At 58.3% G+C, this 12,743-nt stretch carries 14 protein-coding genes; all 14 read left to right on the forward strand.

Going from position 1 to position 12,743, the window contains the following annotated elements; all coding sequences use genetic code 11:
- Positions 1 to 210 precede the first annotated feature (210 nt).
- The 14 genes from gntH to ACR0CA_RS12280 all read left to right on the forward strand — a co-directional run bounded on the left by gntH (position 211) and on the right by ACR0CA_RS12280 (position 12,715).
- Entirely contained in the window at positions 211 to 1,470 is a 1,260-nt protein-coding gene (gntH, locus tag ACR0CA_RS12215; protein WP_480899257.1) for a guanitoxin biosynthesis MBL fold metallo-hydrolase GntH, read from the forward strand.
- A 239-nt stretch (positions 1,471 to 1,709) separates the two neighbouring features.
- Entirely contained in the window at positions 1,710 to 1,925 is a 216-nt protein-coding gene (locus ACR0CA_RS12220) for a DUF1127 domain-containing protein (RefSeq protein ID WP_480899259.1), read from the forward strand.
- Positions 1,926 to 2,125: 200 nt separating this feature from the next.
- Complete coding sequence (gene rplO, locus ACR0CA_RS12225) at positions 2,126 to 2,599, forward strand: 50S ribosomal protein L15 (RefSeq protein WP_480505985.1); 474 nt, start codon at positions 2,126 to 2,128, stop codon at positions 2,597 to 2,599.
- Between the two features lie 109 nt (positions 2,600 to 2,708).
- Complete coding sequence (gene secY / locus ACR0CA_RS12230; RefSeq protein ID WP_170773630.1) at positions 2,709 to 4,073, forward strand: preprotein translocase subunit SecY; 1,365 nt, start codon at positions 2,709 to 2,711, stop codon at positions 4,071 to 4,073.
- Positions 4,070 to 4,717 (forward strand): adenylate kinase, encoded by a 648-nt coding sequence (locus tag ACR0CA_RS12235; RefSeq protein ID WP_170773632.1) that lies wholly within the window; start codon positions 4,070 to 4,072, stop codon positions 4,715 to 4,717. Before secY ends, ACR0CA_RS12235 begins: the two co-directional genes overlap by 4 nt.
- Positions 4,718 to 4,927: 210 nt before the next feature.
- Positions 4,928 to 5,296: a 30S ribosomal protein S13 gene (gene rpsM, locus ACR0CA_RS12240; protein ID WP_170456119.1), complete on the forward strand. Its 369-nt coding sequence runs from the start codon at positions 4,928 to 4,930 to the stop codon at positions 5,294 to 5,296.
- Positions 5,297 to 5,311: 15 nt separating this feature from the next.
- Positions 5,312 to 5,701 (forward strand): 30S ribosomal protein S11, encoded by a 390-nt coding sequence (gene rpsK / locus ACR0CA_RS12245; RefSeq protein WP_170462414.1) that lies wholly within the window; start codon positions 5,312 to 5,314, stop codon positions 5,699 to 5,701.
- A 114-nt stretch (positions 5,702 to 5,815) separates the two neighbouring features.
- Positions 5,816 to 6,832 carry a DNA-directed RNA polymerase subunit alpha gene (locus ACR0CA_RS12250; RefSeq protein WP_170773634.1) on the forward strand — a complete coding sequence of 339 codons (1,017 nt, stop codon included), beginning with the start codon at positions 5,816 to 5,818 and terminating at the stop codon, positions 6,830 to 6,832.
- 118 nt (positions 6,833 to 6,950) lie between these two features.
- A complete protein-coding gene (rplQ, locus tag ACR0CA_RS12255; protein WP_039538314.1) occupies positions 6,951 to 7,373 on the forward strand; it encodes a 50S ribosomal protein L17 in 423 nt (140 codons plus the stop codon).
- A gap of 130 nt (positions 7,374 to 7,503) precedes the next feature.
- Positions 7,504 to 8,889, forward strand: a complete 1,386-nt coding sequence (locus tag ACR0CA_RS12260) for a trypsin-like peptidase domain-containing protein (RefSeq protein WP_480899263.1) — start codon at positions 7,504 to 7,506, stop codon at positions 8,887 to 8,889.
- On the forward strand, positions 8,886 to 10,196 hold the full coding sequence (locus ACR0CA_RS12265; RefSeq protein WP_480899265.1) for a replication-associated recombination protein A: 1,311 nt from the start codon (positions 8,886 to 8,888) through the stop codon (positions 10,194 to 10,196). Before ACR0CA_RS12260 ends, ACR0CA_RS12265 begins: the two co-directional genes overlap by 4 nt.
- Positions 10,197 to 10,291: 95 nt before the next feature.
- Positions 10,292 to 11,335, forward strand: a complete 1,044-nt coding sequence (locus tag ACR0CA_RS12270; RefSeq protein WP_480899267.1) for an RluA family pseudouridine synthase — start codon at positions 10,292 to 10,294, stop codon at positions 11,333 to 11,335.
- A complete protein-coding gene (locus ACR0CA_RS12275) occupies positions 11,332 to 12,003 on the forward strand; it encodes an HAD-IA family hydrolase (protein ID WP_480899268.1) in 672 nt (223 codons plus the stop codon). Before ACR0CA_RS12270 ends, ACR0CA_RS12275 begins: the two co-directional genes overlap by 4 nt.
- A 4-nt stretch (positions 12,004 to 12,007) precedes the next feature.
- Positions 12,008 to 12,715: an ATP12 family chaperone protein gene (locus tag ACR0CA_RS12280; RefSeq protein ID WP_480877409.1), complete on the forward strand. Its 708-nt coding sequence runs from the start codon at positions 12,008 to 12,010 to the stop codon at positions 12,713 to 12,715.
- Positions 12,716 to 12,743 lie beyond the last annotated feature (28 nt).

The raw sequence follows: 12,743 nt of genomic DNA on the forward strand, positions 1-12,743 counted from the left end.
CAAAGAAACGCCTCCGATTTTTGGGGGCGTTTTTTTTGTAATATATGTCTGCTTTGAGCCCAATGCGGCAACAGAAGTTTAAAGAAAGCCCTACCTTAAACCCGCCGATTTCTTGAGGCCTTGCCAGACGTATTCAAAATCTGCGATCCTATTATGAGTCGGCTTCACACTATTGAAAATTCCCGGTCGTCCTAATCGGAGGCAATTGCAATGGCTTTTTCCGCTCAAAACAGAAACTGTATTTTGGCGTTAATATCTACGTTTTTTTGGGCTTCGGCGAATACTGTAGGCGCGCAAAGTAATGATCCAGCCGAATGGTCTAGGACGGAGCCGTTTCCTAACCAAACTGTTTATTATCCAGGAACCGAGGCTCTGGGTCCTGACGAAATGCGAGTTGTCGCCTGTGGCACCGGTATGCCACAGCCGCGTCTGAAACAAGCTGCGGCATGTTTCTTGGTTGAATTGGGAAATGGCGAAAAGTTTATCTTCGATATGGGAGAGGGATCCTATGAAAGGATCATGGCGCTTGGGATTCCACTGGATCAGCTGGATAAAGTCTTCTTGGGTCACCTGCACCTAGATCATGCTGGCGATTTTCCAGCCTTTTACTTCACCGGTCCCGTAAACAACCGTCTAACGCCTGTTCGCCTTTGGGGGCCCGAAGGTATCAAGCCTGAGTGGGGAACAAAGTCTTGGGCAGATCACATGAAGAAAATGTGGGCATGGGAAGAAGCGACTCGTGGGGCGGCGGTCGACCCCAGAGGGCTTCAACTTGAGGTTAACGAATTCGATTGGAAAATCGTGAATAACGTCATTTTTGACGAAAACGGTGTTCAGGTCAGAACCCTGCCGGCCATACATGGTGAACAATCAGTTAGTTTTCTACTTGAATGGAACGGTCTGAAGTTTGCTTTTTCATCCGACACGCTACCTACGCGATGGTGGAGAGAGCATGCGGTAGGTGCGGACCTTGCAATTCATGAGTGCTTCACCCCTCCAGATTTCATGATCGAGAAATATGGGTTTGCCCCTTCCGAAGCAATTTTTGTTGGTTCTCAAGGGCACACTTCCGCGCAAGCATTCGGCAAGATTATGTCCGAAACGGAACCAAGATTGGCGGTTTGCTACCACTTCCAAAACGATCATGACATCGCGCTGGCCGTCTATTCAGCAATCCGAGAGACATATGATGGGCCATTGGACTTGGCGGCTGATTTCATGACCTGGAATGTAACCAAAGATAGTATTCGTACTCGTCAAGGAGTGCCCAATGAAGAGTCTTTCCCGGCACCAGTACAAATGCCCAAGCAACCACCTGACTCAGCTGCAGAGTTCCCGTTCTCCGAATTTGATCTCGAGAGCATGGACCTCGGGGCAGCAGAAGCTACAAACGAAATGATCAGGGCATTCAACGAACGCACAGGAAATGACGAGGTCGGAGCTTATACAAGCATTCCCTTCCAAGAGTGAATAAGGCGTCGGAGCACCCCAAAGAATTGCAAGTTCCAAGGTCGGCTTTGTCCGCAAAGCGGATCGTGTCTTAAGTAGTGCCAAGCACCCAATTACTGGGCCATTCCCCCGACGCATACCGGATAGACCGAAACATCCGTTGTTGGCGATACCCACCCTCCTTATCTGAGCCCTGTCCGAAACAGGAACGCAAACAGTCACTCGGGGAATTCGCCTCGGGCTTAGAAAGGAAACGAATTATGGCACATACAGCAACATTTACTCGCGAAGGCTTTGGCCTGACCGCCCGTATCGCATCGCTCGTTGCGCGCATCAAAGAGGGTTTTGCCCTGCGCACCGAGTACAACCGCACCTATGCAGAGCTGCAAAGCCTGTCCGATCGGGAACTGAACGACATCGGTGTGCGTCGCTGCGATATCAAAGACATCGCGCGTGAGCACACATACTGCTCGTAACGCTACCACCACTCACTGATGAAGAGGCGCCAAATTGGCGCCTCTTTTGGTTTCGGGGGTGTGATACAACAAACCTTGCATCCAGCGGGACAAAGCTGTAGAGCGCTCCGGTGGATTTATGTCCACGAGAATCAAAACCAAGAAACGCCGCGTTTGGCCCATCACGCTTCGGGGGTCACATCCGGCTAAGGAGAAGCGAAATGAAACTGCACGAATTGCGCGACAATGCTGGCGCCGCCCCGAAACGCACCCGCGTTGGCCGTGGTCCGGGTTCCGGCAAAGGTAAAATGGGTGGCCGTGGTATCAAAGGCCAGAAATCCCGTTCGGGTGTGGCCATCAACGGCTACGAAGGCGGCCAGATGCCGCTGTACCAGCGCCTGCCCAAGCGTGGCTTCAATAAGCCGAACCGCAAGGAATTCGCCGTAATCAACCTGGGTCTGATCCAGAAATTCGTCGACGCCGGCAAGCTGGACGCCAAAGCAGCAATCACCGAGGATGCGCTGGTTGCATCCGGTCTGGTGCGTCGCAAGCTAGACGGTATCCGCGTTCTGGCCAAAGGCGAAATCAGCACCAAAGTAAACCTGGAAGTAACCGGTGCTTCGAAATCTGCCGTTGAGGCAGTTGAGAAAGCGGGCGGTTCACTGACGGTCACAAAAGCCGCTGCGGCAGAGTAAGCGCTTGTGAGCGGGCCAAGACCCGCTTACATAGACTTCAGAGTTTTCCAAGACGCCGCCCGAGCCGGAAAACGGTTCCGGGCGGTGTTTGCATAAGAGAGACCGATTTATGGTATCAGCAGCAGAACAAATGGCAGCCAACACAAGCTGGGCTGCTTTGGGCAAAGCCACCGATCTGCGCAACCGCATCCTGTTCACGCTTGCATTGCTGATCGTCTATCGTCTGGGCACCTTTATTCCGGTTCCGGGCATCGACGGCCAAGCACTGCGCGAGTTCATGGAGCAAGCGGGGCAGGGCATCGGCGGCATGGTTTCGATGTTTACCGGCGGGGCGCTGGGGCGGATGGGTATCTTTGCCCTCGGCATCATGCCCTACATTTCGGCCTCGATCATCGTGCAGCTGCTGACATCTATGGTTCCCGCGCTCGAACAGCTCAAGAAAGAGGGCGAGCAGGGCCGCAAGAAGATCAACCAATATACCCGTTTCGGCACCGTGGCCTTGGCCACCGTTCAGGCTTACGGTCTGGCGGTTTCGTTGGAATCCGGCGATCTGGCAACCGATCCGGGCCTGTTCTTCCGCCTGTCGACCATGATCACCTTGGTTGGTGGCACAATGTTCCTGATGTGGCTGGGTGAGCAGATCACAGCACGCGGCATCGGCAACGGTATCTCTCTGATCATCTTCGTGGGCATCATCGCCGAAGTTCCGGCCGCTTTGGCACAGTTCTTCGCTTCGGGCCGCTCGGGCGCGATCAGCCCTGCTGTGATCATCGGTGTGATCGTGATGGTGATTGCCGTGATTACATTCGTGGTCTTCATGGAACGCGCCTTGCGCAAGATCCATATTCAATACCCGCGTCGTCAGGCCGGTATGAAGATCTATGAGGGCGGCTCGAGCCACCTGCCGGTCAAAGTGAACCCAGCGGGCGTGATCCCGGCGATCTTTGCCAGCTCGCTGCTGCTGCTGCCGGTGACGATCTCGACCTTCTCTTCGGGGGCGACCAACGGGCCGGTCATGTCTTGGCTTCTGGCCAACTTTGGTCCCGGACAGCCTCTGTACCTGCTGTTCTTCGCTTCGATGATCGTTTTCTTTGCCTATTTCTACACGTTCAACGTGTCGTTCAAACCGGACGATGTGGCGGATAACCTGAAAAAGCAGAACGGTTTCGTGCCGGGCATCCGTCCGGGCAAGAAAACCGCCGAGTATCTAGAATACGTGGTCAACCGCGTACTTGTTCTGGGTTCGGCCTATCTGGCGGCGGTCTGTCTGTTGCCTGAAATTCTTCGGGGCCAGTTTGCCATCCCGTTCTATTTCGGCGGCACCTCGGTTCTGATTATCGTCTCTGTGACCATGGACACGATCCAACAGGTCCAGAGCCACCTGCTGGCGCACCAATACGAAGGGCTGATCGAAAAGTCCCAACTGCGCGGCAAAGGTAAGAAACGTGGCAGGAAGGGACCCGCTCGTCGATGAACATCATTCTTCTCGGCCCCCCGGGGGCAGGCAAAGGAACGCAAGCGCGTCACTTGGTTGAAACCCGCGGCATGGTCCAGCTGAGCACTGGCGACATGCTGCGTGAAGCCAAAGACAGCGGCACCGAAATGGGCAACCGCGTAGCCGAGGTGATGGCTAAGGGCCAGCTTGTGACGGATGAGATCGTGATCGGCCTGATCCGCGAAAAGTTGGAACAAGGCGCTGAAGGCGGGTTCATCTTTGACGGTTTCCCGCGCACTCTGGCCCAAGCTGATGCGCTGGGTGAATTGCTGGACAGCACCGGCGAGACGCTGGACGCGGTCATCGCAATGGAAGTGAACGACGACGCTCTGGTCGCACGTATCACGGCTCGGTCAACCTGCGGCGGTTGCGGTGAAGTCTACAACGACATCACTAAACCGATCCCGGCGGACGGCAAATGCTCGAACTGCGGCAAGGAAGGTGACTTCAAACGCCGTGCGGACGACAATGAGGAAAGCCTCAAGACCCGTCTGATGGAGTACTACAAAAAGACCTCAATGCTCATCGGCTATTATCACGCCAAGGGCAACCTGTCCTGGGTTGATGGTCTGGGCGAGATTGATGAGGTTCAGGACGCGATTGCTGGCGTGTTGGACGCCTGATCGATCCACATTTGAATATGGGCTTGACGGCACTGCCAAAAGCCCATATCGACCCCCATCCCTAAAGGGAATCAAGACTGCGTGAGGGATTCGTCCCAACCGCCCCGACCACCTCGAATAATGCTGGGCCCGCTGGCGACACTGCCAAGGTCAAGCGTTGTGAAAAAAGGTTCTGGAGTTACGGAACCGCAACGAAAAGGAAAGTGACACGTGGCACGTATTGCCGGCGTAAACATCCCGACTGCAAAGCGGGTACCTATCGCCCTCACATATATCACCGGTATCGGCAACACCTCGGCCAAAGCGATTTGCGAAGCCGTGGGCATTGAAGCGACCCGTCGCGTCAACGAACTGTCCGACGCTGAAGTTCTGAAAATCCGCGAGTACATCGACGAAAACTACACTGTCGAAGGTGACCTGCGTCGTGAAGTTCAGATGAACGTCAAACGCCTGATGGACCTGGGCTGCTACCGCGGTCTGCGTCACCGCCGCAACCTGCCGGTTCGCGGTCAGCGTACCCACACCAATGCTCGTACCCGCAAAGGCCCCGCGAAGGCCATTGCTGGTAAGAAGAAATAAGGGAGGGTCTGACCGATGGCACGCGATAAGACTCGCATCAAGCGCAAAGAGCGTAAGAACATCGCATCGGGCGTTGCCCATGTGAACTCGACCTTCAACAACACCAAAATCCTGATCTCGGACGTCCAGGGCAACGCCATTTCGTGGTCGTCTGCCGGTACCATGGGCTTCAAAGGCTCGCGGAAATCGACACCTTACGCCGCTCAGATGGCTGCAGAAGATGCAGGCAAGAAGGCGCAGGAACATGGCGTCAAGACGCTGGAAGTCGAAGTTCAAGGCCCTGGTTCGGGTCGTGAATCGGCTCTGCGCGCTCTGGCTGCTGTGGGCTTCAACATCACGTCGATCCGCGACGTGACGCCGATTGCGCACAATGGTTGCCGCCCGCCGAAGCGTCGCCGCGTCTAAGCGATTTTGAATTGAGCTGGGGCTGTGTTTTTGCACGGCCCCAGCACGTCATTTTGAACCTCGGGCGTCTGCACCTTGTTGGTCATGGGGCGCGGACAGGAATGGAGGGATTACATGATCCATAAGAATTGGGCAGAATTGATCAAGCCGACTCAGCTGGACGGCAAGCCGGGCAACGACCCCGCGCGTCAGGCAACGCTGGTTGCTGAACCGCTGGAGCGTGGCTTTGGTCTGACTTTGGGTAACGCGCTGCGCCGCGTTCTAATGAGCTCGTTGCAAGGCGCGGCCATTACCAGCGTTCAGATCGACAACGTATTGCACGAGTTCTCGTCGGTTGCTGGTGTCCGCGAAGACGTCACCGACATCATCCTGAACCTCAAAGGCGTGTCGCTGCGTATGGAAGTCGAAGGTCCCAAGCGCCTGTCGATCAATGCCAAAGGCCCCGCCGTTGTCACCGCTGGTGACATCAGCGAAAGCGCCGGTATCGAGGTTCTGAACCGCGATCACGTCATCTGCCACCTGGATGATGGCGCCGACCTGTTCATGGAACTGACCGTCAACACCGGCAAGGGTTACGTCTCGGCTGAGAAGAACAAGCCCGAAGATGCACCCATCGGCCTGATCCCGATCGACGCGATCTATTCGCCGGTCAAGAAGGTTGCCTATGACGTTCAGCCGACCCGTGAAGGTCAGGTTCTGGACTATGACAAACTGACCCTGAAGATCGAAACCGATGGTTCGATCACTCCCGAAGACGCGTTGGCATTTGCCGCACGCATCCTTCAGGATCAGCTGTCGATCTTTGTCAACTTCGACGAGCCGGAATCGGCCAGCCGCCAAGACGAAGACGATGGTCTGGAGTTCAACCCGCTGCTGCTGAAGAAAGTGGACGAGCTGGAACTGTCGGTCCGTTCGGCAAACTGCCTGAAGAACGACAACATCGTCTATATCGGCGACCTGATCCAGAAGACCGAAGCCGAGATGCTGCGCACCCCGAACTTCGGCCGCAAGTCGCTGAACGAGATCAAGGAAGTGCTGTCCGGCATGGGTCTGCACCTCGGCATGGATGTCGAGGATTGGCCGCCCGACAATATCGAAGATCTGGCGAAGAAATTCGAAGACGCGTTCTAAGCGCGTCTTCACAAATGCCCGGACTTCCGGGGATCATATGGGCACTTCCGCCCCAAGGAGAGCCGGTGACACGCATCGCCGGCCAGACAAAGCACAACGCGAAAGAAGGAACTAGAAAATGCGTCACGCACGTGGTTACCGCCGCCTGAACCGTACTCATGAGCACCGTAAGGCTCTGTTTGCAAACATGGCTGGCTCGCTCATCGAACATGAGCAAATCAAGACAACTCTGCCCAAGGCAAAAGAACTGCGCCCGATCATCGAAAAGCTGGTCACTCTGGGCAAGCGCGGCGACCTGCACGCCCGCCGTCAGGCCGCAGCACAGCTGAAAGAAGACAAAGACGTCGCCAAGCTGTTCGAAGTTCTGGGCCCCCGCTACGCCGAGCGTCAGGGCGGTTATGTCCGCATCCTGAAAGCAGGCTTCCGCTATGGCGACATGGCGCCGATGGCGATCATCGAATTCGTTGATCGTGACGTCGACGCCAAAGGCGCAGCCGACAAGGCCCGCGTTGCCGCCGAAGAAGCCGCTGACGAAGAATAAGATCGCGCCGTCTGGCTGATTAGAAACCTCCGCCCCACGTCGGGCGGAGGTTTTTCTTTTGCGGCATCGCTGACTTGCATTCGGCTGCGCGGGTCCGCATATCTGGGGCGATCCAAATCCCGGAGGTCTCATGATCCGCGTCTTACTGACCCTGATGCTATTGAGTCTTGCATCCCACAGCCACGCTGAAACCAAAGTGCCGACCTCTCAGGCCGAAATCAGTCTCGGCTTTGCGCCGGTGGTGAAGCAAGCGGCACCGGCGGTGGTGAATATCTATGCCAAGATCGTGCGGGAAGGGCGGGGGAACACTCTGTTTTCGGACCCGTTCTTTCAGGACTTTTTCGGCCGCGGTTTTGCCGAGCCGCGCCCAAGGGTTCAGAACTCGCTGGGGTCGGGGGTGATCCTGACTGCAGACGGGTATGTGGTGTCGAACTTCCACGTTGTCGGCAAGGCAACTGAGATCCGGGTGGTCACGACCGATCGTCGCGAGTATTCCGCGCAGGTGGTGCTGGGCGACAAGGAAAGTGATATCGCCATTCTGCGTTTGGATGAGGCCGAGGCGTTGCCTTATCTGCCTCTGCGCGATTCCGATCAGGTTGAGGTTGGTGAACTGGCGCTGGCAATTGGCAACCCGTTTGGCGTCGGACAAACGGTGTCGTCTGGGATTATCTCGGGGTTGGCGCGTACGGGCACGGCAACCGGTAATGCGCGGGGCTATTTCATCCAGACCGATGCAGCGATCAATCCGGGCAATTCCGGCGGGGCATTGATTGACGTGAACGGTGATCTGATCGGCATCAACACCGCGATCCTGACGCGTTCGGGCGGGTCGAACGGAATCGGCTTTGCGATACCGGCCAATTTGGTTGCGGAATTCCTGCGTCAGGCTCAGGCTGGAAACAACAGTTTCATAAGCCCATGGGCCGGGATGGCGGGCCAGCACATGAGTGCGGACATCGCCGAGTCTCTGGGTCTTGTAATTCCGCAGGGCGTCGTGGTGTCCGATCTGCATCCGCTCAGTCCTTTGGGCGAAGCCGGGTTGCGGGTTGGCGACGTGGTGACGCATGTGGATGGGGACGAGGTGAACTCACCCGCTGAAATGAAGTTTCGCATGTCTGTCGCGGGTGTGGGCGGCAGCTCGGTCCTGACGCTGTTGCGGGGCGAAGTTCGGGAAGAGGTCGAGATCGCCCTGATCAAAGCGCCCGAGGTTCCGCCATCGGACGATGCAATACTGGACAACCAGACGGTTATGCCAGGGTTGAAAGTAGCGCGGATCAACCCGGCTGTCATTGCACGGATGGGGTTGATCTTGTCGCAGACCGGCGTGGTCGTCACCGATCCGGGGCGCTATGGCGGGCGCTCGGGTCTGCGTGTTGGTGACGTAGTCAACAGCATCAATGGGGTCTCAATTGACCACCCTGATGATGTGGTTCAGGCGCTGACCGATCCGGGGCGCAGATTGCAGCTGGATGTGTCGCGCAGGGGGCGTTCGGTTTCGGTAAGGTTCCGCTTGTGAGTGATCTGTTCGGTACCGGCGCGGCGCAACCAGCCCCGTCAGCGCATCGTCCGTTGGCCGACCGTTTGCGCCCCCAAAGGTTGGCGGATGTGATCGGGCAGGAGCAGGTCCTGGGACCGGATGCTCCGTTGGGTGTCATGCTGGCCTCGGGCAGCCTGTCCAGCCTGATCTTTTGGGGGCCGCCGGGCGTGGGCAAAACGACCATTGCACGCCTCTTGGCGCAGGAAACCGACCTTCATTTCGTGCAGATCAGCGCGATTTTCTCTGGTGTTCCCGATTTGCGTAAGGTCTTCGAGGCCGCGAAGATCCGCCACCAGAACGGGCAGGGTACGCTGCTGTTCGTGGATGAGATCCATCGGTTCAACAAGGCCCAGCAGGACGGGTTTTTGCCGTATATGGAAGACGGCACGATCCTGCTGGTGGGGGCGACGACCGAGAACCCCTCGTTCGAGTTGAACGCCGCTGTGCTGAGCCGCGCGCAGGTGTTAGTGCTGGAACGCCTTGATCTGGCCGATCTGGAACGTCTGACCCAGCGTGCCGAAAAGGAACTGGGCACGGCGCTGCCCCTGACCAGCGCCGCACGCGAGGCACTACAGGAAATGGCCGATGGCGACGGGCGCGCGCTGCTGAACCTCATCGAACAGATTGCGGCGTGGAAGGTCGACGCGCCGCTTGACCCGGATGCGCTGTCGACCCGTCTGATGCGGCGGGCGGCGAAATACGACAAGTCGGGGGATGAACACTACAACCTAATCTCGGCTCTGCATAAATCGGTGCGCGGGTCGGACCCAGACGCGGCGCTGTACTGGTTCGCGCGGATGCTGAACGGGGGTGAAGACCCACGCTATTTGGCGCGACGCATCACGCGCATGGCGGTCGAGGATATCGGGCTGGCCGATCCGCAGGCACAGGCGATCTGTCTGCAATCGTGGCAGACCTATGAACGCCTTGGCAGCCCCGAGGGCGAGTTGGCGCTGGCGCAGGCGCTGGTCTATCTGGCGCTCGCCCCCAAATCGAACGGGGCCTATGTGGGATATAAGGAGGCGATGCGGCTGGCCAAGCAATCCGGCAGTGAACCGCCGCCCAAGCATATCCTGAACGCGCCGACCTCGCTCATGAAGGATCAGGGCTATGGCGCGGGCTATGCCTATGACCATGATGCCGAGGATGGGTTTTCCGGCCAGAACTATTTTCCCGACGGGATGGACAGGCCTGAGCTGTATCAACCGGTCGAACGCGGGTTCGAGCGCGAGTTGAAAAAACGGTTGGACTATTTCGCCAAGCTGCGGGCGCAACGCAACGGTTGACTCTGCCGGTAAGGCACGCCACAGACGCGCATGTTTTCAATGGCACTGAATGGCATGCAATCCGCACGGACCCGCCGCGTGAAGGGGATATCGGTATGAGTGGCGTACAAATGATCACCGTGGCAGAAGGCGATGGCGACCAGCGGATTGACCGTTGGCTGCGCCGTCTATTTCCGCATGTCAGCCAGGGCCGCATCGAAAAGATGTGCCGTAAGGGTGAATTGCGCGTGGATGGCGGGCGGGTGAAAGCCGCGACCCGGCTTGAGGTCGGGCAGGTCGTGCGCGTGCCACCTCTGCCCGACGCAGATCACAAACCGGCTGAGGTCAAGCGGCGGATTTCGGATGCCGATGCCAAGATGATCCAGTCCTGCGTGATCTATCGCGACGATCACGTGCTGGCGCTGAATAAACCGCACGGCCTGCCGGTGCAGGGCGGCAGCGGTCAGACCCGCCACGTGGACAGCCTGTCCGAAGCGCTGCGCTTTGGCTATGACGAGAACCCGCGCCTTGTGCATCGTCTGGACAAGGACACATCCGGCGTTCTGCTGCTGGCCCGCACGCGCGAAGCCGCCAAGGGCCTGACCGCCGCTTTCCGTCACCGTGACACGCGCAAGATCTATTGGGCTTTGGTGGCCGGTGTGCCGACCCCTTATCTGGGTGAGATCAAGACCGGTTTGGTCAAGGCCGCAGGTCACGGCAAGCACGGCGAGGGTGAGAAAATGATCCCCGTTCATCTGAACGAGATCAACGAAACCCCCGGCGCGAAACGGGCGCATACGCATTATGCCACGCTTTACCGTGTGGCCGGGCGCGCGGCCTGGGTCGCGATGGAGCCGATCACCGGCCGCACGCATCAGCTTCGGGCGCATATGGCGGCGATTGGTCATCCGATCATCGGTGACGGCAAATATGGCGGCTCGGGTCAGGAAAACCTTGGCGATGGCTGGGGTGCGCAGTTGGGCGGGATCATCAGCAAAAAGCTGCACCTGCATGCGCGGCAGGCATCGTTCGAACACCCGGTGACGCGCAAGACGATCACCGTGAAGGCCCCCTTGCCGGATCACATGAAACACAGCTGGGACACCTTCGGCTGGACCGAGGATTTGGCCGCCGACGACCCGTTCGAGGAACTGCAATGAGCGCACCGCTGCGTCTGGTTCTGTTCGACGTGGACGGCACTCTGGTCGACAGTCAGGGCAGTATCGTTGCTGCTATGACCGCCAGTTTCAACGCGCTGTCCTTGCCGGTGCCGGATCGCACGGCGATCCTGTCCATTGTTGGCCTGTCCTTGCCCAAGGCGATGGCGCAGCTTGCACCGCAGCATTCGGATGCAGATCAGGTGCGGCTGGTCGAGGGGTATAAACAGGCCTATCACGCACATCGGTTGGAACAGGGTATGGCGGGATCGCCGCTCTATCCCGGTGCCCGCGAGGTGATTGAGGCGTTGCACGCCATCCCCGAGGTGCTGCTGGGCGTGGCGACCGGCAAATCTCAGCGCGGATTGGATGCGTTGATCGAAGGGCACGGGCTGCAGGGCTATTTCGTGACGCGGCAGGTGGCGGATCATCACCCTTCAAAACCGCACCCGTCGATGATTGACACCGCGCGGGCTGAGACGGGGGTTGAGGCTGCCGATACCGTGATGATCGGCGACACCCGGTTTGACATGGACATGGCCGCGGCTGCCGGTGTGCGCAGCGTCGGCGTCACATGGGGTTATCACGCGCGGCCCGCGTTAGAGGAAGCAACCTCTATCATCGAAACCTTCGACCAGTTGCCCGGCGCGCTGGATCAAATTTGGACCTGAAACGATGAGCGATTGGAAACCGAAACGATTCTGGACCCAAAGCGCAGTGGTTGAGACCGAAGGCGGCTTTACCGTCGAGCTGGACGGCCGACGTGTGAAAACCCCGGCCAAGGCGGGGTTGGTCGTGCCGACACAGGCCATGGCTCATGAAATCGCCACCGAGTGGGACGCGCAGGAAAAAGAGGTCGACCCGACCACCATGCCCTTCACCCGCTCGGCCAATGCAGCCATCGACAAGGTCCGGCATCAGCACGCCGAGGTTGCAGATATGCTGGCCGACTACGGCGATTCGGATCTGCTGTGCTACCGCGCCACGCACCCGCAAGAGTTGCAGCAGCGGCAGGCGGATCAGTGGGACCCCGCCCTTGATTGGGCGGCCGAGACGCTTGCCGCGCGCCTGCTGCCGGTCGCGGGGGTTTTGCATCAACCCCAGGACCCGCAAGCTTTGTTGGGCCTGCGCCAACGTGTCCATGGTTTCAGCGACTTCCAGTTGGCCGCCTTCCACGATCTGGTCAGCCTGTCTGGTTCACTGGTGCTTGGATTTGCTGCCACCGCAGATTGGCGCCCTGCCGAGGAGATCTGGCAAGCCTCTCGATTGGACGAGTTGTGGCAAATCGAACAATGGGGTCACGACGACGAGGCCCACGCCGCGTCCGAGGTCAAAAGGGCCGCTTTCCTACACGCCAAGCGGTTCTTTGACCTCTCGGTTTGAGCCCTTATGCTGGAATTTTTGCCGTTAC

The organism is Ruegeria sp. F12 (assembly GCF_056533885.1).

Bases quoted from the DNA above. Each gene is read 5' to 3' on its own strand.
- gntH (WP_480899257.1), top strand. From the start codon at position 211: ATGGCTTTTTCCGCTCAAAACAGAAACTGTATTTTGGCGTTAATATCT.
- ACR0CA_RS12220 (WP_480899259.1), top strand. From the start codon at position 1,710: ATGGCACATACAGCAACATTTACTCGCGAAGGCTTTGGCCTGACCGCC.
- rplO (WP_480505985.1), top strand. From the start codon at position 2,126: ATGAAACTGCACGAATTGCGCGACAATGCTGGCGCCGCCCCGAAACGC.
- secY (WP_170773630.1), top strand. From the start codon at position 2,709: ATGGTATCAGCAGCAGAACAAATGGCAGCCAACACAAGCTGGGCTGCT.
- ACR0CA_RS12235 (WP_170773632.1), top strand. From the start codon at position 4,070: ATGAACATCATTCTTCTCGGCCCCCCGGGGGCAGGCAAAGGAACGCAA.
- rpsK (WP_170462414.1), top strand. From the start codon at position 5,312: ATGGCACGCGATAAGACTCGCATCAAGCGCAAAGAGCGTAAGAACATC.
- ACR0CA_RS12250 (WP_170773634.1), top strand. From the start codon at position 5,816: ATGATCCATAAGAATTGGGCAGAATTGATCAAGCCGACTCAGCTGGAC.
- rplQ (WP_039538314.1), top strand. From the start codon at position 6,951: ATGCGTCACGCACGTGGTTACCGCCGCCTGAACCGTACTCATGAGCAC.
- ACR0CA_RS12260 (WP_480899263.1), top strand. From the start codon at position 7,504: ATGATCCGCGTCTTACTGACCCTGATGCTATTGAGTCTTGCATCCCAC.
- ACR0CA_RS12270 (WP_480899267.1), top strand. From the start codon at position 10,292: ATGAGTGGCGTACAAATGATCACCGTGGCAGAAGGCGATGGCGACCAG.
- ACR0CA_RS12275 (WP_480899268.1), top strand. From the start codon at position 11,332: ATGAGCGCACCGCTGCGTCTGGTTCTGTTCGACGTGGACGGCACTCTG.
- ACR0CA_RS12280 (WP_480877409.1), top strand. From the start codon at position 12,008: ATGAGCGATTGGAAACCGAAACGATTCTGGACCCAAAGCGCAGTGGTT.